Here is a 26399-nt window from a genome sequence, read left to right as displayed (position 1 = left end):
AAGTAACTATCTTTTATAACGAAAAGCCATCATAGTCGGCTACCGACTGAGTTGAACCATGCAATTCACGCAGGTTTTCGCTTGCAGCAACCATGTTTTTCAATGCTTTTTCAGTTTCTTCCCAATGTCTGGTTTTCAAACCACAATCTGGATTAACCCACAAATTTCTTGCAGGAATTACTTCTAGGGCCTTCTTCAACAAAATTTCCATTTCGGTTACACTTGGTACACGTGGCGAATGAATATCATAAACCCCAGGACCAATTTCGTTAGGATATTTGAATTCGGCAAAGGCATCTAATAGCTCCATCTGTGAACGAGACGTTTCTATCGTAATCACATCGGCATCCAAGGCTGCAATATGTTCGATAATATCGTTAAACTCAGAATAGCACATGTGAGTATGAATCTGAGTTTCGTTTCTTACCCCCGAAGCACTCAAACGGAAAGCATTAACAGCCCAGTTCAAATAAGCTTCGGCATTGGCTTTTCGCAATGGCAAGCCCTCACGAATGGCAGGTTCATCTATCTGAATAATTTTGATACCTTCTTTTTCCAAATCTACTACTTCATCACGAATCGCCAAGGCAATCTGATACGCTGTATCTTTTCTAGGCTGGTCGTCTCTTACAAACGACCATTGTAAAATCGTAATAGGCCCAGTAAGCATTCCTTTTACATATTTCTGTGTTTTGGATTGTGCAAAAGTCGACCACTGTACTGTCATTGGTACAGGACGTTCTACATCGCCATAAATTACAGGAGGTTTTACACAACGGCTTCCGTAGCTTTGAACCCAACCATTTTGGGTAAATACATAGCCAGAAAGCTGTTCGCCAAAGTATTCGACCATATCGTTACGCTCAAATTCGCCATGAACCAATACATCCAAACCGATTTCTTCTTGCCACTCAATCGACAGGGCAATAGCATCCTCTATTTGCTTCACGTAGTTTTCATGCGAAATTTCTCCTTTTTTATACCTTGCCCTTAACTGTCTAACATCGGCTGTTTGAGGAAACGAGCCAATCGTGGTAGTTGGAAACAAAGGTAAATTCAAGGTTTTTAATTGTATAGCCTGACGTTCGGCAAAGCTTTTTTCACGACTAAAATCGGCTTTCTGTACTGAGGCCACTCGCTGTTTTACGGCTGGGCGGTGAATCAAGGCCGACACTTTCCTACTTTCTACAGCTTGCTGATTTTCAAGCAATTGATTGGTGTATTCGGCAAAAGTTGATGCTCCTGACAATTTGCTTAATACCACTACCTCCGAAAGTTTTTGTTTGGCAAAAGCCATCCAGTTTTTGATTTCTAGACTCAAAACAGCTTCGTTTTTCTCTAAATCTAAATCACAAGGGCTATGCAATAACGAGCAAGAAGGAGCTAACAATACACGGTTTTCGCCCAATACTGTAACGGCATTTTCGATAAATCTGAGTGATTTTGTAAAATCATTTTTCCAGATATTTCGACCATCTACCAGACCTAACGATAAAAATTTTTCGGAAGCCACAAATGAATCAATAGCCAGAATATCAGACAATTGTGAAGGACAACGCACCAAGTCCAAATGAATACAATCAACAGGCAAGGCCACTGTTGTATGGATATTTTCGCCAGAACATTCAAAATATGTAGCAAGTAATATCTTTAAATGAGGTAATGCCTTACGGATTTTCTGATAAGCAACTTCAAAAGCCTCTCTTTCTTTTTGGGTCAAATCCATCACTAAAAATGGCTCGTCGAGCTGTACCCAAGTAGCCCCTCGGCTTTCTAGATCTTGTAAAATATCAATATAAACAGGCAAAAGCTGATCTAATAAATCTATTCGGCTAAAGCCTTCCTCTTTTTCTTTTCCAAGCAAAAGGTACGATACAGGCCCTACCAAAACAGGCTTGGTAAGAATACCCAACTGTTTGGCTTCTTCAAACTCAATAATAGCCTTTTCAGAATAGCGGTAAAACTTTTGATTTTTAACAAATTCGGGAACAATATAGTGGTAATTGGTATCAAACCACTTTGTCATTTCAGAAGCTACAATATCAACGCCCTCTTTTTGTACGCCACGAGCCATAGCAAAATAAATATCGAGTTCCTTACTCGATATTCCATCAATCAATACATGATAGCGTTCGGGAATCGCCCCTAACATCAGCGAAGTGTCCAAAACGTGGTCGTACAACGAAAAATCATTGCTTGGAATCAATTCGATACCAGCATTTTGCTGAATTTTCCAATTTTGTGTTCTTATTTGACGACTTACCAATGCTAATTCTTCTTTGGTAATAGTGCCAGCCCAGTATTGTTCAGAGGCACGTTTTAATTCTCTTTTGCTACCAATACGAGGATAGCCAAGGTTGTGAGTAATCATGTTGTAAAATGTTTAGAAATGAACAAAAACATTTTAGCACACGCCAATTCCTTCACCTAGTTTAATTGAAAGCCAGATTTTACTTACTTATTGGGCAAAAGCCTACCAGCCAAGCCTGAAGCGTGGTTATGGCATTCCGATAAAATAAGAAAAACCAATGCGTGTCCAATACTCTGTTCGTGAGAGTTTTGTCATTGAGAATATTAGCAAGTCTCCTGACTTATAACATCGTAACGCTCCTTCTCATTCTGAATAGAACAATGGATTCTTGCATACGATTTGTTCATGGCTGAACGGTTAATTACAGTAGCACGTCTGTTCGTGATTTTCACACGATTCCTTTTTCAATCAAAGCTGCCTTTGATACTAATATTCCGATTGATGTGTACCAAAAGGATACGACAAAGTTAGAAGAGTATAAAATACAATTTATATATATTCTGGTTTTTGTGTCAATTTTAGATATTTATACAAAAAAATAATTGATTAATAGATATTTTATCTTTACAAATACCATAAAATCCAAATTTTATAGAAAAACCATTTAGATAATACAACAAAAAACCGCCTCGAAAATACATTCGAGACGGCATTTTGAATATCTATCAGTTTGAAACTTTGGTGAATTAAGAGTTGATTTTTCCTCTCAATGCACGTGGGATATCGATAGTTGCCACTGGGTTTGAAGGGTTGTTCAAGATAGAAACACCTTCTACTTTCAATTTAGAAACTTTGATAGTTTGTCCCAAGTCTAAACCAGTGATGTCAGCTTCAACAAAATCAGGAATGTTTTCAGCAAGACCTTTCAAAGTTACTTTACGCAATTTTTGAACCATTTTACCCCCTTTTTGAACACCAGGAGCATTTCCGATTACTTTTACAGGAACATCGATTTTGATAGGCTTACCATCAACGATTTCCAAGAAATCTACGTTCAAAATACTTTCATTTACTGGGTGGAACTGAGCATCTTGCAAGATAGCACGACGGATTTCGCCTTCAATGTTCAATTCAACTTCCGCTACTTCGGGTGTGTAAATCAAGTCACGGAACAAAATCAATGGTACAGCAAAGTGTACTTGGTCTTTTCCACCATACAATACGCAAGGAGCTAAAGCTTCGTTACGCAAATCTTTTGCCGACTTAGTACCAAGGGTTTCTCTTCTGAAACCTACAATTTCAATCTTTCTCATTTGAGTGATATTATGTTACTAGCCTTTCACATGATAGCTATCTTCTAGTAACCGGTTAAAATAAATTTGCACCTCAGAATATTCTTAGTGCTTTATGAATAATGAACTGATAGACTCATGGTCACGGATTCTTCCGATGGCTTTGGCAAATAATTCAGCCACAGAAAGTACCTTAATTTTGTCGCATTCTTGTTGCAACGGAATAGTATTAGTTACTACTAATTCGGTTAATACCGAGTTGCTGATATTATCGTAGGCTTTTCCAGAAAGCACTGGGTGCGTTACGATAGCTCTTACAGATTTTGCACCTTTGTCCATAATTAACTGAGCAGCTTTACACATAGTTCCACCGGTATCAATTAAGTCATCGACCAACACTACATCTGCACCTGTTACATCACCAATCAATTGCATTGAAGCAACTTCGTTGGCACGTTTACGGTGTTTATCGCAAATTACCATATCGGCATTGAACGACTTGGCAACGTTACGAGTACGAACCACCCCACCCACATCGGGCGAAGCAAACAAAAGGTTTTGTAAACCTAGCGACTTCAAATAAGGAACAAAGATAGCTGTTCCTTCCAAATGGTCAACTGGAAAGTCGAAGAATCCTTGGATTTGTCCAGCGTGTAAATCAAGTGTCATAAGGCGGTCAGCACCTGCAGCAGTCAACAAATTGGCAATCAATTTGGCACCGATACCTACTCTTGGCTTGTCTTTGCGGTCTTGGCGAGAATACCCAAAATAAGGAATCACAACCGTAACATAGTGTGCCGAAGCACGACGAGCTGCGTCAATCATCAACAACAATTCCAACAGGTTATCGGCAGGTGGGAATGTTGACTGAATCAAGAAAACATCGCATCCTCTGATTGATTCATCAAAGCTCGGTGACATTTCACCGTCTGAAAATTTTTGTACTGTAGTTGAGCCTAATTCTTTTCCAAAATACTTTGCAATTTCTTTAGCTAAATATTCAGAAGAAGACCCTGAGAAAATTTTAACTTGATTTATGGAAGCCATTTTTATTGTGAGGAAAGAGTTATGCCCTAAGAAAAAAGTGCCTCTCCAAGCGAAAAAATCATCTTTAATCTTGGTATCATTTCTCTGTCGCCCGATTTAAAATTTTCCGCAAAAGTACGAAATTTACGCCATATTCTATACTCTTTTGCCAAGAGTTTTTTAAATTTTCCCAACAAAAATTCATTGACAAGCCAAAATCCAATGCTCTATCTCTAAATCCTGTATTATATTACCTAAAACAAGGACTTTTACAACAAAATAGCTGACAACTGATTATCAAGATTTAAGAATATATAAAAAGTTTTGGATTGTGAGATAGGGATAAAAGGCGTTACGCTCAATCATTCTGGCATCACAGATCCAAGATCTAACATATTCTGCTCTCGATTTCATCAAACTGAGTATTTGTCAAAACTAAAATTACTACTCAATAACTTGCGAGTACGGTCTTTTTTCCACTGCTCTATGTCATTATTGGCAACGGTTTCGACCACCCTTCTTTCGTCGATACTACCCAATGATGCTACCGAATAAATACCCGATTCGGCGGCTACCTGAGCAATAGCTTTTTGTAAAACAGCCAATGACCCCGACAAACCTCTGTTGACACACAAGTCTACTCGCAAGGCAATACCTCCTTCCGAATACAGAACTCTATTGAGCGAAACCCCCTGCCCCAGCACAGCAACGCTTGTGCTATCGGCCAAGGCTTTATTCATATATTCTTCTTGAGCAATTTGGATTTGGGCACGAATCATTTCACGTTCAAAACCCGATGCAATAAATACTCCTGTAAGCTGTAAATTATTGGCTACTTCTCGGTACGCTTCATCGCCTTGCTTTTGCCCATAACCCGTATTGACGGTAAATAAAGGTGTTCCATAAGTAGAAACATCTAACCCAAATTGCCCAAATGACTGATAGAATGCACTTTGGTTATTGTTTTTGAAGCGTTGCAACACTCGTGTCAGCATAGAGCCACTTGCTACTGCTCCTGTAAATTGAATAAACCCAAATGAAAAAATAGCTTTATCATAACTATTGACGGCATCGAAACTACCTTCGTTTTTGCCAATAAAATGTAAAATATCGGCATAAAAAGGGCGTGGACAAAGGTCTTCAAATTGAGCTCGTTGCGAATCAAAGGTAGATTTTCCAAAATACGACACCCCTCTTGGGTTTACCAAATTGGGAGATGGGTAGTTGTCTCGCATAGGATTTGTTGAATCTGTTCCATAATCACTCGGATACGAAATAACGATACTATTGTACGAGCCTTTATTCTCTTTTCTTACCTGAAACGCCTCAATGCCAACGGCTGCATTGTTATTATTATTATTGTAATTACCCGAAGGCGTATTGTACGAGGGTGTGCTTGGGTAAGTGGGCGTAGATGGATAGCTTGGTGGTGTATTGGGATACACGTTATCGCTATAATTGGGAGTTACAGGGTTGGCATTGGGATACACGGGGGCGTCGTCAAAGGTAATATATAATACCTGCCCAATGGAAATGTCGTTGCTTATAAGCCCATTCAATTGTTTGATTTGGTCAACACTTACGTTGTATTTCCGTGAAATAGCGTACAGTGTTTCCTGTGGTTTTACAGTGTGTGTCATAGTTAAGTTTGAGTAAGCTATAAAATTATCAAATCCTTGGAAAGTAATTTTTATTATTGTCCAAAAGTTATCTAACGGCTTATTTCCAGAAACTAAAGCCTTCATTGAGCAGCTTTAGGGTTCTATCTCTTTTTAGGGTATCGGTTTCGTTCATGGCTAGTACTTCTACTACCCTTCTTTCATTAATTTTGGCCAAACCTACCGCCGTTGTAATACCCGATTCTTGGGCTACTTTTTCGATAGCTGTTTTTAAGACTGATAACGAGCCTGTCAAACCTCTATTCACACATAAATCTATCCGCAAAGCAAAGCCTCCTTCGGTTTTTAGGACGTTATTTAAGGGCACACTTTGTCCCTTAAAATTAAGCATAACTGTTGGCGAAACTGCCTTTAGGACATATTCCTCCAACGCAATTTCTACCTGAGCCCTAATCATACTACGCCTAAACCCACTGGCAATAAATGCCCCAGTTAGCTGAAGATTATTGGCTACTTCGGTATATGCGGCATCATCTTCTAGGGTAATAGCTGGAGTGGCTACTTTAAAAATTGGTACTTTGTCGGACTGGATATTGATACCATATTGAGTAAAACAATCGTTGAAAGCATATTCGTCTCTTAATTTGAATCTTTGCAAAACCCTTGTAAGCATTGCTCCACTAGCTTTTGCTCCTGTAAATTGAATAAAGCCAAATGAGAAGATAGCTTTGTCATAGCTATTAATAGCGTCGAAACAGCCCTCATTTTTGGCAATATGATGCAGTACTTCTAAATAATAGTTTTGCTGGCACAAATCGGCAAAGAGTGTTCTGTTTGTATCAAACAAACTTTTGCCTGTGTAGCTAATTCCTTTGGCATTGACACGGTTGGGTGAAGGATAATTGTCTCGAAACAAACCTGTGATAATAGTTCCATTGGGGGAAGGAAACGAAATCGTATAATTATTAAACGTTCCTTTGGGCTGTTTGTTTACCACAAAAGCCTTGCGGGTGTCTAAATAAGAACTTACTACAGGCTTTGCTGGGACATTGGGAGTAACGGGTGAAGGCAAAGAAATCACTAAGTTTTGCCCAATAAACAAATTGTTACTAAGCAAATTATTGACTTTCATTAACTGCTCAACAGTTAGTCCATATTTTTTTGAAATGCTAAATAGAGTTTCCTTGGCTTGAACGGTATGTGTCATTAGATTTTGGGGGGAATAATGGCTTTAGGTTTCAGTAAGTGAATAACTAAGTAGACTAACAATCAAAAAACTGACTATCAATCCATTATCTACCCAAATACTAAACCATAAGCTCAACTACTTACATAATAAGGTACACAATAATTATATTGACTACATTACTTTGTACTTTTTAAAACTTTACACAAAAGTAAGCATATTCCCCTTCCTTGATAGAATTTCAGTCTTAAAATTCTCTATTTACGTTCTACCAAATACGTTTTATTATAAACCTGATTTTCGATCCATGAATTATCAATCAGTCCATTATGATGATATTGAATAAAAGCCTGTAATTCTTTTATAGCTAAGTTTTTGGATAAATCGGAGGCTAAAGGCCATATTTTCCCTTGTGCCAAGTTATATCCAAAGGCCTGTACCTTATCGCCATCAAACTTGATATACTTATCGGGTAACACCATTCTAAAAATACCTTCATTGTACTGCAAAGCCAAGCCTCCATTGCCAGCCCTAAAAATAGACTCACCAAAAGGGAGAGGCTGAGCCAAACGGATATTCAAGAAATCGGCTATTGAAGGCATAATATCGGCATGTTGGGTAATTTTTTGAGGATGGACAAAACTTTTCAAACGCTTGTTTTCCTCATTTCCACCATGAAAAACAATCAATGGCACACGATACGCCCCTAGTTCATTGGCGTATTTGGCTTCGTGGTTTTGTTGGGTGTGATCGCCTGTAATGATAAATAGAGTATTTTTGAACCAAGGTTGTTTACTGGCTTTTTCAAAAAAACGCTTCAAAGCATAATCTGCATACCCAATAGTTTCATGAACTTCTAATGGCCCTTTTTTAAATCTACCTTTGTGTTGTTCTGGAATTGTATAAGGCATGTGCGAGCTTAGGGTAAACACTGTACTCACAAATGGCGTATTTTCTTGGGATAACCTATCGGCAAAAAACTGTAAAAACGGCTCGTCGAAAATACCCCAATGACCGTCATAATCGGCTTTGTTGGGATATTCGTTCAGCCCAAAATAATGCTGATAACCAGCTATTTGAGAAAAGCCTTCAAAACCCATAGAACCGTTTTTTGCTCCATGAAAAAAACTAGTTTTATACCCCTTAGTATTGGCAATTGTACCTAAGCCTTCGATTAGATTAGATTGGTACATCGAGGTAATATAAGGCTCGTCCATCAGCTTAGGGATACTAGCCGTAACAGCAGGCACAGCATCGATAGACTCCCGACCATTGGCAAAATGCTGCTGCATACAAAAACCAGCCCTACCCAACGAATCCAGAAAAGGGGTATATCCTTCATAAGAATTGCCCAAGCCCATGTATTCGGCCGACAAACTTTCTACAATAATCACTACTACGTTTTGAGGAGCATTGTGCCTGAAACCTGACAATTCAGTATCACGGCTCACCAGCGAAAGCAATTCTTTGTTTTGACTAATATAATCTACCTTATGAGTACCAACGGCATCTACCGTAGTCAAAAAAGTGAAGGGTGTATTCAACACCAAATTGCCCAAGGCACTATTATTTTGTACAAATGCCTGATTGATACGCAAGGGTTTTTCTTGCAAACCTCCTCTAAAAGCCAAAATACATAAAGCAGTAGTAAATAAGGCCGAAAAAATCAGAAATGGATTCCAGCGTTTTTGGTCTTTCCCCAACACTTTTACCGTTTGATATTGAGGCAGATATGCAACAAAAACCCATGTAAGAATGCCTCCTATTACAACCAAATACCAAAATTCACCAGCCAAATTGAGAGCTTGGTCAGTAGCATCGTTGGCAATACCCAATATTTCAAAGTTGGTTCGACGACCAATAAATTTATAGTATTCTAAATCAACTACATTAAACCATAAAAATAGAGCATTAGGAATAACAAAAAACCACTTCAAAAACTTTTGATAGGAAAGATTATCCCACAGTTTTTGCGGTAAAAGAGCACACAGCACATACAGCATATTGATAATAGCAATAACAGAGAGGTCAAAACGAAGCCCTAATACAAAAGCATACAGTAGGTCTGTAGCAGAAGCTGTACTAAATGCAGAACGATTGAGCCATAAGAATAACACTCTACATAGTGTATAAAGGCACATTAGCCAACCTATCCGCTTGAATAAGAGGGCATACTGACGTTTAAAGAGATACATTTATAAATAACAAATTATACAAGTATTGATAAAAGAAATGCCATCCTCAAAATGACGATGGCATTTAACTATATAGTAACGTTATCTAATTCTTAAAGGTTCAATTTCAAACAACAAGAATCAATACGTGGTGTGTGTGTTAAACTACGCTAATACCTCCGAAAGGTCGCTCAATGTAAGCCCCCATGCTTCAGAAACACCTTTATAAACAATTTTGCCTTGTACAACATTAAGGCCTTTTTTAAGTTCTTCATTTTCACGACAAGCTTTTTCCCAACCTTTATTAGCTAATTGAATAGCATACGGCAAAGTAGCGTTTGTCAAAGCTAACGTTGAAGTATATGGTACTGCACCTGGCATATTAGCTACACAGTAGTGAACAATACCGTCTATTACAAACGTTGGATTTTCGTGGGTTGTTGGCGTACAAGTTTCGATACATCCGCCTTGGTCAACAGCCACATCGACAAGTACTGTACCGGGCTTCATTTCTTTCAGCATATCGCGTGTAATCAAATGCGGAGCTTTTGCTCCAGGAATCAATACCGCTCCAATAATCAAATCCGATAATTTGATAGCTTCACGAATGTTATATTCATTTGACATTACAGTGTCAACATTGGCAGGCATTACATCTTCCAAATAACGTAAACGAGGAAGGCTTACATCCATAATCGTAACGTTTGCACCTAATCCTGCGGCCATTTTAGCAGCTTGTGTGCCTACAATCCCTCCGCCAAGTACCAATACATTGGCAGGTTTTACACCAGCTACACCACCCAACAAAATACCACGACCGCCCATTGGTTTTTCCAAATACTTCGCTCCTTCTTGAATAGCCATACGTCCTGCTACTTCCGACATCGGTACTAGCAATGGCAAGCTACGGTCGTTTTTCTCTACGGTTTCGTATGCCAAGCAAGTTGCTTTTTGCTTAATCATAGCGTGTGTAAGCTCTTCTGAAGAGGCAAAGTGAAAATAAGTAAACAACAATTGTCCTTCTTTAATAAGGCTATATTCAGAAGCAATAGGTTCTTTTACTTTACAAATCATTTCGGCAATAGCATATACTTCTTCTATTGTTGGCAAAATACTTGCCCCAGCTTTTTGGTATTCTTCATCCGAAAAACCACTTCCTACACCTGCTTGTGTTTGGATATACACAGTATGGCCATTTTTCTTAAATTCTGCCACACCTGCTGGTGTTAATGCTACACGGTTTTCGTTGTTTTTGATCTCTTTAGGTACGCCGATTATCATTGTTTTGGGTTTGTTAAGGATTTATACTATGGGTTAATGATGCCATTATCTGACAAGCTTCACAATCAATCGTACTATCCAGATAAGACATTGTTGATGAAGTGTGAAACAAAATTACGCAATACAGGAAATTATTTTACTATGAGTTTATAAATAAGAAATTGTTTTAATAATTTTGAACTTATAAAGGATTTTTTCCTGTAAATGGTGTAGCTTTTTCCCTTAAACTAATAAAAATTTCTGTCAATCTTATGAGCTTAGACAATCTCGACATCAAAATACTTCAATTAATTCAAGAAAATGCCCAATTAACTATCAAAGAAATTTCACAGAAGATTAATTTATCCATGACACCCACTCATGATAGAATCAAGCGACTGGAACATGAGGGCATTATTGAAAAATACGTAACTATCTTAAACAGAAAACTTTTGGGCAATCCCCTACTGGTATATTGTAGTATTACCTTAGACAAACAGCAAAAGAATCATTTTGTAGAATTTGAGGAGGCTATCAAACAATTTCCAGAGGTAATTGAATGCAGTATTGTATCGGGCAACTACGATTATTTAATAAAGGTTATTGCCAAAGATATGGAAGCTTACAATGACTTTTACCAGAAAAAACTTTCGAGCTTACAAAGCGTAGCCCATATTAGTAGTTCGTTTGTGATGTCGGAAGTTAAAAATACCACGGTAATACCCTTGTACTAAAGAAGTGTTTGGGAGGGGCTATAACTCATCATGATATAACATATTGCTGTTCTGATTGCCAGCTAAGGTATAGACAAAAAAATAACCTGTAAGTAGTCTGGTAACGCTTACAGGTCTAATCGTTGAAGTGTAATTTGGTATGCAAACATAATACCAAGAATTCAATTTACCAAAACTAGGCATTTATACTTATTATTAAAATAATTGAATAAAAACCTATTATATATTTTTATTTTTGACAATATAAGAAAAATACAAATTCTATTCTGCACAAAATAATTATAACCAAATATAATTTTTTTTCGCTAAAAAGTTTTCCCATGTGTTGATTTCATAATAATACTTAGGGCTGGCCTAAAAATCCGTAAGGTTTGTAGAGCTATTTCAGACAATAATTCGTTCCCGAATAATTTTTGTACGGTGCGTCCTACCCAAAGACGAGTAGCAAAATGATGTTTCCATTGTTGTGCAAAAAGGGTTTCTACTTCTGTTCTATTTTCAAAGTTTTCGAGTAAAATTTCGGATACTATTTTTGCTCCATGAATTGCCATTGCCATACCGTTGCCACACAAAGGCGTAATTAATCCTGCGGTATCGCCTATCATTAAGATATGATTTTCGATAGTGCTTTTCGGGGAAAATGATATTTCATTAATTACTTCGGGCTTGTTATACAAAAATTCGGAGGTTGTAAAAATTTCCTTGAGATAGGGATTTTTCCAGAGAATATTCCTTTCCATATCTGGTATCTTACTATTTATTCTCAAATTTTCTCGTGTTGTCAAATAACATAAACAATACTTATCGTCTTCAATAGCCGAAATACCACAATAACCATCCTTAAAATTATGCAATGCAATACGATTCTGTGGAAAATCTGTTTTGATATGGTACTTGATACCAACATAAGGGCTTCGTTGTGCTAGAAAAGGTCTTTTCAATGTTGCATCCAATTTGGTTCGCTTACCATAAGCCCCAATTACATACCGAGCCTCTAGCCCCTCGCTCGACTGAGAAGTATATACTACAAAGCTATTTTGCTGGAAAACTACCTGCTCTACTTCTACTCCACACAAACAAGTAACGCCATAACCTAGGGCTAATTGGTACAGGGCATAATCTAGTTTATAACGACTAATTCCAAAACCCCCAAGGTCAAGGTCAGCTAGTAAACTATGGCCTTGAGGAGAGGTAAATTGAAATTCTGTAATAGATTTAGCACCAAGGCTTTCTAAATTTAATCCTAATTGTTGTAAGTAAGGTTGGGTCTCATTCGAGACATACTCCCCACATACCCTATGGAAAGGATAGTGTTTTTTCTCTATAAGTAAAACCCTTTTCCCTGACTTATGAAGTTGAATAGCAGCACATAAGCCAGCCAAACCTCCTCCTATTATAATTACATCAAACATTTTATTGGGGATTATACAACAACAATTATCAATGGGATAACGCCTATAGGTAACAAAAGGTTAAGTGTGGTTTATAAAAACAATTAGGTCGAGAATCACCTTTGGGGTAATTCTCGACCTAATTATTATTGAGCCTTACATGCTACCAACAAATATGAGCGAGCATAGCCATTGGTTAATAACCAAAAACTTCCTCCAAGCTCAACTTTTTCACTTCGCCATATTTGGCCAAATCGTCTGCTTTGATTTTGTTTTCAGAACCTACAATACAATAAATCACAGGCTTATTGGCAATATTTTGCTCGTGAAAAGCCTTCAAATCGTCGAGGGTCAACTTATCCAAAACATCAAAGGTTTTTTGGCGTTCGTCATAGTTGATACCTTTTTCCAAAGCCGACAAATACGTAAATGCAATAGCATCTTGTGTAATTCGTTCAGTTTGATACGTTTTTTTCATACTTGCTTTGGCTGTTTCCAAGTTTTTGGGCGAAGCTGGGAAGCTATTAAATAGCTCGTTCATACTCGGTATAGCCTCGTTAATTTTATCGGCCTGTGTACCCACATACCCCATCATAAAGTATTTTTCGTCTTTGGTACTTGGCGTATAATAATAGGCGTAAGTAGAATAGGCCAACGCTTTTGACTCACGAATAGTTTGGAATACAATAGACGACATACCTCCTCCAAAATAATTATTGAACAAATCAATAACTGGTGTAGCACTTGGGTCAAACTTTACGGTTGGACGTACCCAGTCGATTTCGGCCTGAACCATGTCGTAATTCACAAACAACACTTGTGTTTTGCTAGGGGTTTTGCGGTCAAACTGTACAATAACTGGTAAATCGGCTTTGAACTGACTTGGTAGCTTGTGTACAGTTTGTAAAGCAGTACTCAAGTCGGCAATTGACTTGGGGCCATAATACACAATTGTGTGTTTGTACGAAAACAAATCTTTCAAGAAAGTTATCAGTTCTTCGGCTGTTAGGGCTTTTAGCTCATCGTTTGACAAGTTCAAGACTGTTCTTGGGTTTTTGTCACCGTATTGGGCGTATACTGCCAAGCTTTGTAAAATAGCCCCTTTGTTGGCTTTAGCATCATTGCGTTGTTTTAATAAACGTCCTTTTAGCAATTCCAATGCTTCAGGGTCTGCTTTAGCCTTGGTAACAAGCTCTTCAAACAACGATACCGTTCTGTCAAAGTTTTCGTTTAAGCCCGAAACTGTCAATGTAATGTGGTGGTCGGTAAAAGAAGTATTAAAATTGCTAGCTAGCTTATAAAATTCGGTACTGATTTGCTCCGAGCTTAATTTTTCTGTTCCCAAAAAGTTGAGATACTGCAATGCAATTGGTAAAATTTTGCTATTCCAGCTACCCATATCAAAGCGATAATTGAGACGGAACAAATCATTGTCATCATTTTTGACATACAACAACTCGGCAGCACCTACTTTACCTTTTTGCAAATCCTTGTTGAAATCAACCCATTGAGGTTTTATATCGCTCATTGGAATTGCATTCACTTGTTGCAAAAATGCAGATTGCTTTTCACGGTTGGTTTCTACCTGTGTAATAGTTGGTTTGTCTACTTTAATAATATTTTTGTCTTCACCTTTTCTTTTGTATACTACCACATAGCCTTTGCCGCAGTATTTGTTAGCAAAGTCTATCACTTGTTGTTTGGTAACTTTGGCCAAGTCGTTGGCTAAAGAAATAGTAGCAGGCCAATCTTCGCCCTTCGACACCACAAAATCTTCTAATAGTTTGTAAGCACGTGAGTCATTTTTTTCTAACCCCTGAATTGCGGTTAGTTTGTAATTGGCAGCAATAGCCTTGATAATCGACTCGTCGAAAGTACCTTTTTTCAACAACTCTAATTGTCCCATCAACAAATCTTTTACTTCGTCGAGGCTTTGACCGTTTTTAGGTGTACCTGTCATTTGCCAAACAGAGTAATCTTTATTCCATTCAGGGCTTGAACTTGCACGAAGTACTTTTTGGGCTTTTGAAAGGTTAATATCAATCAAACCTGCCTTTGAGTTGGACATCAGCTCGTCGACAATCGTACCAATTACACGCTCTTTAACGCTCAAAGCACCCGGCCATCTCCAAGCAATAGTAATATTGTCGGGATTAGGACCAAAAACCTCACGAATCAACGGAGCCGTAATAGGGGCTTCGGGAGCAGGCTTATAAGCTGGTACTGGTTTGGGCTTCATGTAGGCAAAGGCCGCATCAATTTTTTTGATAAGTTCATCCGAATTAAAATCACCTGCCATAATAATGGCCATATTATTTGGCACATAGTACTTATGGAAGTAATTGCGGATTTCTACCAACGATGGATTTTTGAGGTGCTCGATTGTACCGATAGTAGTTTGCTGGCCATAGTTATGAGTTGGGAATAACGCTGCATTTCTGGCTTCGTACACTTTCCATGGGTCGTTGTCGAGGCTACGGTTTTTTTCTTCATATACAGCTTCTAACTCGGTATGAAAAATACGAAGCACTGGATTGCGGAAACGTTCAGCTTGAAGAGCTATAAAGCGGTCGATAGCGTTGGTAGGAATATCTTCGGTATAAACGGTTTGTTCAAATGAGGTAAAAGCATTTGTACCTTGCCCGCCCATCGATGCCATCATTTTGTCATATTCATTGGCAATAGCAAACTTGGCGGCCTCGCCCGATACCTTGTCTATTTCGGCATAAATTTCTTTGCGTTTAGAGGCATCCGTAGTTTTGTTGTACTGCTCATATAGTGCGTCTATTTTGTCTAAAAGAGGTTTTTCTTTTGCCCAATCAAGCGAGCCGTACTTATCTGTACCCTTAAAAAGCATGTGCTCTAAATAATGAGCCAAACCTGTGTGTGTGCGAGGGTCGGTATTAGAGCCTGCCCTAGTAGGAATAAGAGCCTGAATACGAGGTTCTTTGTGATTTTCGCTCAGAATAACTGTAAGCCCATTTTTCAATTGATAAAATCTAGCTTTGAGCGGGTCGTTTGTGACATAACGATATGTGTAGCCACCAGCAGATGCAGTTTTCCATTCAACTTTGCTTTGTGCAATTGCTCCGAGGGTGTTGACCAATACCATCAGAACGAATAGCGGTTTAATCATTTTTAGCATAATTCATTAAGGTTAAAGTTATAAATAGCAATATACGAAATTGAGCTATTTTAAATACCTCGAAATTTTTGAACGGTTGAAAAAACTGATTAAAGATAACTTATTACAGTAAAAGGGAGGATTTGGCGGTATTGACGAAGATATTGCCCAAACAGCCACTTTGATGGATATACGGATAACCAAAAACAAAAAGTAAACGCTACAACACATTTTATAGCTGCCATAGCGTTTGATTAATGGGTAGTAATTCAGCTTTTTTACTTCAAGTCACTCAGTATTTCTTTAAAATCAGTATCACTATTATCTAGTAAATCAAAGGGGATTTTTCCCATCATATTAGGGATATTTTTGTTTGCTCCTGCCTGTAACAGTAAACGAATACATGCCAGATAATCTTCCTTGCTGGTGTTTCCTCCATTTTTATAACCTTGCACCGACCAAAATAATGGTGTAGCCTCAAAATCAATACACCGCTTGTTGAGGTCGGCCTCGTGTTCGATAAGAGCCCTTACTACTGCTACTCGGCCACACCATGCTGCCCAATGCAGGGCTGTACCGCCATAGCATCCTGCATGATGAATGTTTGCTCCGTGGGCTAAATAACAAATAGCTACTTGGTCGGCATATAGGCTAGCTGCAGCAATCAAAGGAGTATCTTGTTTTTCTATAAGCTCGCCGCCATTAATATCTGCTCCGTTTTCAAGAAAGATTTTTGCCATTTGCACAGCTTCTTCATCGGTATATTTACCAAAAAACACACCATCACAAATACGATGCAATGGATGAGCTTTTGCCGCATTGTCGTTGCTATATGACATAGCCGCATTGGCAAGGCTAGGGTTATGAATAAGGGTATCTGCAATACCTTGATAGTCTTTATTATCAATTAGTTCTTTTAACATAGTTGAGCTGTTTTTGTGCAAATATATACTTTCTAGACAAGTTTTTTTACACTATAATTTATTACACTAACTCTGTGGCTGCTATCGTAAACTTTACGTATTTGTTATGTGTTTTTTATTTCTTCCCAACAGTTATTCCTCCATTCGTAGAAGGCTGTTGAAATTGTTACTACCCCTCCAAAACAGCTTTGCTATTCTTCCGATTTTTCGATTACATCGCTGATACAAGCTTGTATTCATAAAATATATTTATACATAATATATTAAATATAAATAAAAAATTATAAAATATGATACCCAACTTTGCAAAACCAACTAAAAAACTAAGCATTTATATATCATGAACTTTAATTTACTAATTGAAAACCTTACCAATCCCGCACTATTATTTTTTGTACTTGGTATTGTTGCAGTGTATCTCAAAAGTGATTTAGAAATCCCGCCCAATTCTTCCAAATTTATTTCTTTATACTTGTTATTTTCTATTGGATTTAAGGGTGGACAGGAGTTATCGCACGAAACCCTAACCAGTGAAATAGGCTGGTCGATGTTATTAGGAATCAGTATTTCGTCCCTTATTCCCTTCTATACGTTTTTCATTCTCAAGAAAAAGCTCAATGTATTTGATGCTGGTGCAATAGCCGCCGCATACGGCTCGGTAAGTGCAGTAACGTTTGTTACGGCGGTATCGTTTCTTGAATCCCAGCAATTGACATTACACGGGCACATGGTAGCCATCATGGCACTAATGGAGTCGCCAGCCATTATTGTTGGACTCATTTTGATTTCGGTATACAACAAAGACGATTCACAGAAAATACAAAAAAGAGCTGTTCTTACTCATTCATTGACCAACGGTAGTGTATTGCTTATTCTTGGAAGTTTGGTGATTGGGTTTTTGGCCAATGCCAAACAAGCCGAAGGTATCAAGCCCTTTACCAACGACCTTTTCAAAGGTTTTTTAGCGATTTTTTTGCTAGACATGGGTATTACAAGTGGCCGAAAGCTAAAATCATTTTTCTCTTTTGGCTGGTTTCCTTTTGTTTTTGCCATCATCATTCCTCTGATAAATGGTTGTTTTTTTGCCATAGTCAGCTCGTTTGTTACTAGCGATATTACCAACAGATTTATCTTTGCTGTACTGGCAGCCAGTGCCTCGTATATTGCTGTACCTGCAGCCATGAAAATTACAGTACCCAAGGCCAACCCCGGACTTTATTTACCAATGCCACTGGCAGTAACTTTTCCAATTAATATTACCATTGGAATGCCCATTTACTTTCTTGTTGTGCAGCTTTTCTAGCTATTTTACGCTTTGCAAATCAATTCGGCTGTTGCCAAAGTTTTTAAATAACTTTTATAAAACACTATTTTCTTTATAGGTATATGCCACAGGTATTTACATCAATTTTAAGATGCAAAATACCTGTGGCGTATATTTCCGATTTAGCTGATTCTAGTGCTATTGTTTCTTTTATGAAGGTTTTCTGTGTATGAAATTTGCCCATTCATTCAGCCAAAACTCCCATTGATACAAGAAGCACCAAAGTAACAATCTTCTATGTATTTTATTTGTGATAAAGAAGTAAAACACCGTTTCATAACTATTGATACTTCTGTAATATCTATCTCAAACAAATTATTTTAGTGTGTTGCTCCAAACCAACGTTGGATAAACACATTACGAAGAAATACCCTTAAAGCATTAGCACATTTTTATGACAACTCAAGCTTTATCGACCAGAATCCTTGGAACAGTAGAATCTGCCTTTTCTATTAATCCACTAATAACCAACTCATTACCAATAAAAACAAATGAGCCTTCTATTTTTATCAAACAAAACCACCAATTCATCAAAGTCAGCTACAATCATATTTCGTATATTGAAAGCGATGGCAATTATATAAATGTGGTTACTAATACCAATAAAAAATATGTAATAAAAAGAAGTATAACGGAAATCCAAGAAAAGCTCCAAATGGCCAATATGTTTAGGGTACACCGTTCGTATTTAGTCAATATCAACCATATTCATGAGTTTTCGGCAAACGAAATCAGCATTAATAAAATGATAATCCCAATTGGTAGAAAATATCAGAAAGATTTCCTCGACATCATTAAGCATATTTACAGCGTTATCGACTAGCAAATTGGTCGATTGCCAAACAGCCTATAACTTAAAAACTAATAATCAGGCAAATACATTCCTAATTATTGGTGTTCGTTTTGGCACAATTAGTTATTAGACAATGCTGGATATTGATAAAGCTCAGTTGGGTTTTCGGCTTGTTTCACTAAAAAATCTGCCACATCGATTCTATTAATACTACCAATATTTATGCCTTTGTAGAGTTGGTTTTCGACTCTGTATTTTTCTGTCAGAGGCTTATCTTTCAAAAGGCCAGGGCGTACAATCTCCCATGTAATGCTTGACCCTGCAATGATTTCTTCCATTTTGGTTTTATCGGCATAAACATCATTTAACAAGAATTTAAAAGCCATTTTCATGATAAAACTATCGTGGTATTTTCCGCTTTCTCCTGCCCCAAACCCAGTCAGTATAATAAAGGGAATAGACACTTTTGTTTCTGCTTGAATTTCGACCAAAAGCTTGGCAAAATCAGAATATAAAGTAGTAGCTTTCATGCTTTTGCCAGTACCTAAGGCTACTATTACAGCATCGGCATTTTCAATCGACTTTAGCAAATCGCTTTTACTGGTTGCACTACCTTTCAATTTGATAAGTCTTTCATTATCATTGATTTGCATCTGAGATCGTGAAAGTGTAGTCACATAGTGATTTCTATCTAAGGCCCTTTTTACGGTTTCTAAGCCAACACCTGCCGAAGCTCCTATTATTGTGATATTCATATTGTTTTTTTTTGAACAAAGGTATCAAACAAGTATCCAAAATATACTACCTTTGCATAAAATACCGCTATCTTTTAGGATACTACTTTTTTATGAAAAACAAACAAAAACAAGTACAACTACGAGACGTACAGGATGTTCTCGACATTATTGGAGGCCGCTGGCGTGGGGCTATTTTGGCCAGTTTGTGCGACAAAGCAAAACGTTTTAACGAGCTAAAAAGAGATTTGGGACTTATTACGCCCAGAACGTTGACAAAAGAACTAAAATACCTAGAAATGAACAAACTGATAGTGCGTGAAGAAGACACCTTAGCATCGGCTTCGGTTGTTTATAGTTTGTCGAGCCACGGCCAATCATTAACTCCACTTATTGGACAAATTGTAGCATGGGGACAAAAACACCGAAAGGTAGTTTTGGGCTAAGGCTATCTTTAATCAATAAAGTATTTTGTCGATTTGGGCTGCGGAGCAATCGGCTTACCAATCATTTCTAGTAGCGTTGTTTCTATAGTAAAGCACATTGCATTCAGGGCAAGGTCGTTGGGCGATGTTCCAAAAGGTTCTTCCAGCTCGTCGGCAATAGTTTCAAATGCCACAAAAGTATAAGCAATAAAAACCGTAATAAGAGGCGTAAGCCAGCCGAGGCTATCGACCAATCCAAAGGGCAGAAAAAAGCAATATAAATAAACAGTGCGATGCAATAGCACACTATAAGTATACGGAATTGGCGTAGAGGCAATTCGTTCGCAACCTCCTACTATTCCCGACAATTTATTCAGGTTTTCGTCCATGGCAGCCTGCCCTATGGTATCTATATAGCCCTCTATTCTTGCTTTTTGTACCCAAAAACCAATTTCATAAATCAAAAGTGTAGGTTTAAATTGAACGTTTTCGAGTTTTTGAACCAATTCGGGCGACAACCTTGTGATAAAATCAGCCGATGGGTCTGTTTTACGAAGTTGGTGTTTGAGCGAATAAGCAAAAGCGATAAGCAACCTAGCAAACTCATCGGTAGTATTGCTAGGAATATGGGGCTGAGTAAGCGAAAGAGCCTGTCGTAATAACGAACGAGTGTCTATCAATAATGCTCCCCAAAGCTTACGTCCTTCCCAAAATCTATCATAACTAGCATTGTTACGAAAACCCAGAAATAAGGCCACAGCCAAACCAAAAATCGTAAAAGGAGCTGGATTGAGTGGAATTTTATAACTGTATAAAGTACCCTTAAAATACACTATTACAGCAGAAAAAAGCAATAGTAATAATAACCTTGGCAGCAGTTGTGGCAAAACAGACCCATGCCAAACAAATAACATATAAAACCAATTTTTTCTTTTCCGTTGAATCATAACCTAACCAATTTGTATATACGCAACAAACGCTTTCCCTAAAATTTTTAAGGACATTCTCCAAGCCATTCTTTTTTGACGGCCATGCTAAGATAATGGAATATTGTTCTGCAAACAAAGGCTTAAATATTGCATCCAATAGGCTATGATTGAGCAAAATAGTGACTATACCCAAACCACACTCACTATTTTGCTCAATTATTGAAGGGGTTTTATCCTGCTTTTATATCAATCAAAATTTTCACCTCTGTGGGGTCATTCACCAAGGCTTCAAACCCTTGTGGAACAATATCGTCCAGAACAATTTTACGAGTTACGAGCTTTTCTACGGGCATTCTTCCACTATCTATTAAGGCAATCACTTGGGGGAAAATATTCCGATAAGCAATAATTCCTTTTACCGTAATTTCACGCAAAACTTGGTCAAGGGCATTGGTATTTACGGGCTTGCCAAATAGTGCCACTAATACGGCTGTACCTCCATTTTTTAGGCTTTCGATACCCGTTGAATACGATGCCTGCACGCCTGCACAGTCCAGAAATACATCAACCCCCAGCCCTGTGATAGCTTTAATTTTTTGTGGAATACCTTCTTCTTTGGCGTTGATAACATGAGTAGCACCAATAGAAATAGCCTTCTCCAAGCGTTTTTCGGCAATATCAGTTACAATAACCGTTGTAGCACCCGCGGCTAAAGCAGCCTGAACACACAACAAACCAATAGGCCCAGCTCCAGATACCAACACGGTTTGCCCGATTTGTAAGCCGCTTTGCAATACTGCGTATACAGCTACAGCGGCAGGCTCAACCAATGCCCCTTTTTCAAATGACATCGTATCTGGAATTTTGTGTACCATATAGTCTTCTACCACTACATAAGGTGCAAAGCCACCATTGCCCGACAAACCTACAAAACCCAAAGGTTCAGATAAATTGTACTTACCATTGATAATAAAAGGACTCTCAAAATTCTTGAAAATAGGCTCGACTACCACACGGTCACCAACTTTCAGGTTGACAACACCCTCTCCTACTTCTTCGATAATGCCCGAAAACTCGTGTCCCAAAGTAGTAACGCCTTGGTGTCCATTCAAAGGATATGGCTTGTCTACAGGAATTAACTGTGGGCCATGAACATATTCGTGCAGGTCAGAACCACAAATCCCTGCAAATTGTACCGCTATTTTTACCTGACCAACCTTTGTAGAAGGAATATCGGTCGTTTCTACTCGGATATCTTTGGCAGCATACCAGCGAGCAGCTTTCATTGTATTAGTCATATTTTTATGTGTTTATAAGTACGGCAAACCTAAGCAAGGCTACCGACAATTTCTATGACTTCAATCAGGCCAAAAGCAAACTTAATACCGAAAAGGAGTTGTTAACAAAATTTTAAACCTATACTAATGCCTTCGTTATCTTAATCATATCACAGCCTATTGATGGATTATACACATATTTTATAATAAAAATCGGCAAGCCGTATTTGTACATTTGAGGTATTTTTATTTTAGCTCAAAAGGCTCTCCTAACTTTAATAGCTTGAGTTTATTATTGATTTTACCTTCAGCATCAAGGGTCGTCAGGATTTTTTCAGGCTCTCCCATTGGTTCGTCGGCAGAGTCGAATGTGCCATAATGAAATGGAATGAATGTTTTTGCCCCTGTTTCATTAAATGCCTTGGCCGCATGGTAAGGGTCTTGGTGATTGGGCGACATAAACCACGCTGGTGCATAAGCCCCTGCCCCTATCAAAGCCACATTAATTTTGGGAAAAAGCTCGCCAATAGCTTTAAAATGTGAACCATATCCTGAATCGCCACCATAATAAATACACTTATCTTTTGACTGAATCATAAAACCACCCCAAAGGCTTGTATTGGTATCGAAAGGGCTTCTGTTGGCCCAATGTCTGGATGGTAAAAAAGTAATACTCAGCTTATCGTCAAGCTTGTACTGCTGATACCAGCCAGCCGATTGAATCGGGTTGTCTACCCACTTGGCTATTAGCTCATTGAGTTTCAATCCTACCAAAATTTGGGCTTGTGGGTTATTGGTTGCTAGGCGTTTTAGGCTTTCCTTATCGCAGTGGTCGTAATGTGCATGCGACACCAAAATATAGCTAATATTTTGTAGCTTATCTGGCTCAACAGGTAGTTCAGAGTAACGTTTGCCCACTGGCAAGTTGCCAAAAACAGGGTCTATCACAATACGAATACCCGCTAATTGAACAAAAAAACTAGCATGTCCCAGCCAAACAATTTTATCAGAAAAATCCCATAACCAGTCATCGTTTTTATTAACCGCAATACGCCATGTGTCAGTTTTCTTCAACTGCTTTTGAGGATTTCTTTCCAGCATAAATTTGACGACAGCTCTTAAACTAATGGCGTTGGGGTATTCATGATTCACAAACAAACCATATTGGTCTAAAGGTGTTCCTAACCAATCTTGTTTGATGGTTTGTAATGCTGTATTTGCAGTATAACTTTGAATGACTGGAGGTTCTTTTTTCAAAAAGAATTTCTTGATAAGAATCAATATTGCTGTTATCATTTTGCTAATCATTAAACCATTTATTTACGCCCAACTTATAAAAAAATACCTGAAATAACCCATTACATAATCTCAAAACCCTATGTACTACAACTATCTTATATCCCTGCCACTTGACTAATCAATTCTGTAGGGGCATAGCCAAAGTGTTTTTTGAAAGCATAGGAAAAGTGCGACAGGTTCTCGAACCCTACTTCATAACAAACATCAATGGGTTTTTTCTTTTTTTCAACAAACTGATAATGAGCCAACTCCAATCTCTTTTGGGTAAGCCACCGTTGTGGAGTAGTATGAAATGCTTTGCTAAAATCGCGTTTGAAAGTAGTAAGGCTTCTTCCTGTCAGATACCCAAACTTTTCTAATGGCAGGTTAAACATAAAATTCTTTTCCATATAGCCGATTAAATCAATCTTGCCTGGTTCTTCAAAATTTGCCAATACATTATCTATTCCCTTGTCGATGGCCCTGAGGATACTAATTGCTTCAGTAATTTTCAAAAGAGCAATATCTTCTGGAAGCTCTTGCATATCAAAATACGGAATCAAAGAAGCCAAACAACTTTCTAGTAAAGGGTGGTTATTAAAACAATATATTTTTTGTGAGTCAGAAGGTTGGGGTGTCACATTGAGGTTTGCATAAAAATTCCTTAATCTGTCAATCGACAAGTGCATAACTACGGTTTTGTGAGGTTGGCCATCTTTTGGATAATTGATAATCGTTGCTAGCTGATTTCTTGGGATTAAGAATATATCTCCTTTCCTAAAAACGTAAGTAGCATTGGCCTGCACGATTTTGGTTTCGCCCGAAATAAACCAAATCAGCATGTGGTGTTCAAACATAATGTCCGATTTAAAAAACTTATCTTCGTAACAGGACAGTTTTATATCGTCTGTTATATATTTTGCTTTATATTCCATTGTTTTATCACTATTTTTAAAGGATACCTCAATAATACAAAAATAGAAATAATAGTACCTCAAAATCTGTTCAATATATCTATTTACCTCCAATCCACGACTAGGGTTAAGCCCAGCACCTACTGGCTTTTGCCACATTCATGGATAACGATTCTGTAGCGTTTCTCAGAAAGTTCAATTGTTTTGATGATACAAAATTAGGTAATGCTATAGAAGGGTATTTTGTTCAAACGTCCGAATATACTTTGTTTAAAAGGTTATGATACAATATTAGGAAGGATTATTTGCAGAGATAGTTGCAACCTATTTCAGTTTGAATAGCCATAAGTAGTTTTAGGCCTAGTATAAAAATTTGGATAATACTATAATTGTAGCTTGATTAAATATGTCATTTTACTTGAAAACGGCAATAAAAAACGATAATCTAATATTTGTGACAGCCCCTTTGGCCAATGGCTTCAACCTAAAAATATCATATGGCTGTTTGTCCAGACTTCTATCATTATTCAATACCGCACTTCAATGTACCTGTGTAGCCGATACATATAGTTATGAGCGTTATGATAACTATTATGAATAGTTTTTTGCTGATAATAACCCGTTAATTATGCTCCAGTGCCACAAAACTATATGGCACTGGAAACACTTTTTAATGGATTCTATCCAATAGATTGAATAACAGTTTCTGGCTGTAATCTTGATTTAGGCTTTATGGATGGTTGGTTGGCATCATCATTATCTCTGTAACCAATAGCCACCGCAAACAAAGGTTTGTAACCATCCAAAGGCAATGCTTTTTGGTATTCCTCAATATTGATACCTTCCATTGGAGTGCTATCGATGTCAAGGCTGGCACAAGCCGCAAGGAAAAATCCTAATGAAAGATAAACCTGATGCTGAAACCAAGCTTTTATTTCGGCTTCCGACAAAGGTTTCAGAAATTGATTGTAATAACCCACAGCACCTTCAGGCAAATGTTGTTTGATTTGTTCCTCAAATTTTGGAATATCATCAATAGCGTAAAAAACTACCAAATGGCTTGCCGCATTTATTTTGGGTTCGTTGAAATAAGAAATACTTGCCAGTTTTTGTTTAGTTGTTTCCTCCGAAACAAAGACAAACTTCCAAGGCTGGCTGTTGATTGACGAAGGACTTAATCTCAAAATTTCCTTCAATTGTTCGATTTTTTCTTCCGAAATTTTTTCATTCGGATTATACTTTTTAGTAGTGTATCTACTTTCTGCAATAGCTAAAAAACTCATATTTTTGAAGATTAAATATTACTATACTTTTTATTGTTGCAAAACTAAGTATAGTGATTTATATTTGCAATAACGGTTAAAATAGATAGTATCAGATGTATTGTATAGAAAACAAACAGTATCCTTGTAGCACTAGCCTGACTATGAAGTACATAGGCGGAAAATGGAAAGCGGTAATACTTATCCATTTAATTGAAAAAAAGCGATATAACGAGCTAAGAAAGGAGCTTCCGATGGTAACAGAACGCACCATAAGTTTGCAATTGAAAGAGCTGGAAGAAGATGGCTTGATTACCCGAACAGTTTATACAAGCAAACCGCCCTTAAAAGTGGATTATGAACTCACAGAATTTGGAAGAACACTTATTCCTTTATTGCAGGCCATTGCTCAGTGGGGCAAAGAAACCGCCATAAAAGATAGCAGAGTGAGTAAAGTTGTGGAAGTGTAAGAACATCAAAATA

At 37.7% G+C, this 26399-nt stretch carries 21 protein-coding genes and 1 riboswitch; of the genes, 5 read left to right on the top strand and 16 right to left on the bottom strand.

Going from position 1 to position 26399, the window contains the following annotated elements; all coding sequences use genetic code 11:
- Positions 1-13: 13 nt before the first annotated feature.
- From metE to ald, 7 genes are all read right to left on the bottom strand, one after another.
- Positions 14-2371, bottom strand: a complete 2358-nt coding sequence (gene metE / locus FLEMA_RS0109285; protein ID WP_026995232.1) for a 5-methyltetrahydropteroyltriglutamate--homocysteine S-methyltransferase — start codon at positions 2369-2371, stop codon at positions 14-16.
- Positions 2372-2559: 188 nt separating this feature from the next.
- A riboswitch (cobalamin riboswitch) is annotated at positions 2560-2757 on the bottom strand.
- Positions 2758-2997: 240 nt separating this feature from the next.
- The gene (locus FLEMA_RS0109275; RefSeq protein ID WP_026995231.1) at positions 2998-3564 is read right to left on the bottom strand and encodes a 50S ribosomal protein L25/general stress protein Ctc; all 567 of its coding nucleotides are present in this window, start codon (positions 3562-3564) and stop codon (positions 2998-3000) included.
- 84 nt (positions 3565-3648) lie between these two features.
- Positions 3649-4590, bottom strand: a complete 942-nt coding sequence (locus tag FLEMA_RS0109270) for a ribose-phosphate pyrophosphokinase (protein WP_026995230.1) — start codon at positions 4588-4590, stop codon at positions 3649-3651.
- Between the two features lie 392 nt (positions 4591-4982).
- Positions 4983-6209, bottom strand: coding sequence for a LysM peptidoglycan-binding domain-containing protein (locus FLEMA_RS68055; protein ID WP_044171169.1), 1227 nt, complete (start codon positions 6207-6209; stop codon positions 4983-4985).
- 79 nt (positions 6210-6288) lie between these two features.
- Positions 6289-7395 (bottom strand): LysM peptidoglycan-binding domain-containing protein, encoded by a 1107-nt coding sequence (locus FLEMA_RS0109260; protein ID WP_026995229.1) that lies wholly within the window; start codon positions 7393-7395, stop codon positions 6289-6291.
- Between the two features lie 236 nt (positions 7396-7631).
- A complete protein-coding gene (locus tag FLEMA_RS68050) occupies positions 7632-9491 on the bottom strand; it encodes an LTA synthase family protein (protein ID WP_052354039.1) in 1860 nt (619 codons plus the stop codon).
- 222 nt (positions 9492-9713) lie between these two features.
- Positions 9714-10829 (bottom strand): alanine dehydrogenase, encoded by a 1116-nt coding sequence (gene ald, locus FLEMA_RS0109250; protein WP_026995228.1) that lies wholly within the window; start codon positions 10827-10829, stop codon positions 9714-9716.
- Positions 10830-11080: 251 nt separating this feature from the next.
- Between ald and FLEMA_RS0109245 the strand changes: the two genes are divergently transcribed.
- The gene (locus FLEMA_RS0109245; protein ID WP_026995227.1) at positions 11081-11542 is read left to right on the top strand and encodes an Lrp/AsnC family transcriptional regulator; all 462 of its coding nucleotides are present in this window, start codon (positions 11081-11083) and stop codon (positions 11540-11542) included.
- Between the two features lie 305 nt (positions 11543-11847).
- On the opposite strand, the gene FLEMA_RS0109240 is transcribed toward FLEMA_RS0109245, so the two are convergent.
- The 3 genes from FLEMA_RS0109240 to FLEMA_RS0109230 all read right to left on the bottom strand — a co-directional run bounded on the left by FLEMA_RS0109240 (position 11848) and on the right by FLEMA_RS0109230 (position 16980).
- Entirely contained in the window at positions 11848-12954 is a 1107-nt protein-coding gene (locus FLEMA_RS0109240; RefSeq protein ID WP_026995226.1) for an NAD(P)/FAD-dependent oxidoreductase, read from the bottom strand.
- Positions 12955-13129: 175 nt separating this feature from the next.
- Positions 13130-16078, bottom strand: coding sequence for a M16 family metallopeptidase (locus FLEMA_RS0109235; RefSeq protein ID WP_144080070.1), 2949 nt, complete (start codon positions 16076-16078; stop codon positions 13130-13132).
- Positions 16079-16335: 257 nt separating this feature from the next.
- Positions 16336-16980, bottom strand: coding sequence for an ankyrin repeat domain-containing protein (locus FLEMA_RS0109230; protein ID WP_026995224.1), 645 nt, complete (start codon positions 16978-16980; stop codon positions 16336-16338).
- A gap of 340 nt (positions 16981-17320) precedes the next feature.
- Between FLEMA_RS0109230 and FLEMA_RS0109225 the strand changes: the two genes are divergently transcribed.
- Positions 17321-18283, top strand: a complete 963-nt coding sequence (locus FLEMA_RS0109225) for a sodium-dependent bicarbonate transport family permease (protein ID WP_026995223.1) — start codon at positions 17321-17323, stop codon at positions 18281-18283.
- 415 nt (positions 18284-18698) lie between these two features.
- A complete protein-coding gene (locus tag FLEMA_RS68045) occupies positions 18699-19127 on the top strand; it encodes a LytR/AlgR family response regulator transcription factor (protein ID WP_026995222.1) in 429 nt (142 codons plus the stop codon).
- An 89-nt stretch (positions 19128-19216) separates the two neighbouring features.
- On the opposite strand, the gene FLEMA_RS0109215 is transcribed toward FLEMA_RS68045, so the two are convergent.
- Complete coding sequence (locus tag FLEMA_RS0109215) at positions 19217-19852, bottom strand: NAD(P)-dependent oxidoreductase (protein WP_026995221.1); 636 nt, start codon at positions 19850-19852, stop codon at positions 19217-19219.
- Positions 19853-19944: 92 nt separating this feature from the next.
- Here FLEMA_RS0109215 and FLEMA_RS0109210 point away from each other — a divergent pair, with 92 nt between their 5' ends.
- On the top strand, positions 19945-20277 hold the full coding sequence (locus tag FLEMA_RS0109210) for a winged helix-turn-helix transcriptional regulator (RefSeq protein WP_026995220.1): 333 nt from the start codon (positions 19945-19947) through the stop codon (positions 20275-20277).
- An 8-nt stretch (positions 20278-20285) separates the two neighbouring features.
- Here the strand turns inward: FLEMA_RS0109210 and FLEMA_RS0109205 are convergent, their stop codons facing one another.
- The 5 genes from FLEMA_RS0109205 to FLEMA_RS0109180 all read right to left on the bottom strand — a co-directional run bounded on the left by FLEMA_RS0109205 (position 20286) and on the right by FLEMA_RS0109180 (position 25937).
- Positions 20286-21203 (bottom strand): bestrophin family protein, encoded by a 918-nt coding sequence (locus FLEMA_RS0109205; RefSeq protein ID WP_026995219.1) that lies wholly within the window; start codon positions 21201-21203, stop codon positions 20286-20288.
- Between the two features lie 212 nt (positions 21204-21415).
- On the bottom strand, positions 21416-22483 hold the full coding sequence (locus FLEMA_RS0109200; RefSeq protein WP_044171164.1) for a 2,3-butanediol dehydrogenase: 1068 nt from the start codon (positions 22481-22483) through the stop codon (positions 21416-21418).
- 225 nt (positions 22484-22708) lie between these two features.
- A complete protein-coding gene (locus FLEMA_RS0109195) occupies positions 22709-23758 on the bottom strand; it encodes an MBL fold metallo-hydrolase (protein WP_081681415.1) in 1050 nt (349 codons plus the stop codon).
- Positions 23759-23856: 98 nt separating this feature from the next.
- Positions 23857-24675, bottom strand: coding sequence for an AraC family transcriptional regulator (locus FLEMA_RS0109190; RefSeq protein ID WP_026995216.1), 819 nt, complete (start codon positions 24673-24675; stop codon positions 23857-23859).
- 659 nt (positions 24676-25334) lie between these two features.
- Complete coding sequence (locus tag FLEMA_RS0109180; protein ID WP_026995214.1) at positions 25335-25937, bottom strand: nitroreductase family protein; 603 nt, start codon at positions 25935-25937, stop codon at positions 25335-25337.
- A gap of 143 nt (positions 25938-26080) precedes the next feature.
- On the opposite strand from FLEMA_RS0109180, the gene FLEMA_RS0109175 reads away from it, so the two are divergent.
- Positions 26081-26386, top strand: coding sequence for a winged helix-turn-helix transcriptional regulator (locus FLEMA_RS0109175; RefSeq protein WP_026995213.1), 306 nt, complete (start codon positions 26081-26083; stop codon positions 26384-26386).
- Positions 26387-26399 lie beyond the last annotated feature (13 nt).

Origin of the sequence: Flectobacillus major DSM 103, from assembly GCF_000427405.1 — a bacterium.
GTDB classification, from domain to species: Bacteria; Bacteroidota; Bacteroidia; order Cytophagales; family Spirosomataceae; genus Flectobacillus; species Flectobacillus major.
This window is presented reverse-complemented; position numbering and strand designations above follow the sequence as displayed.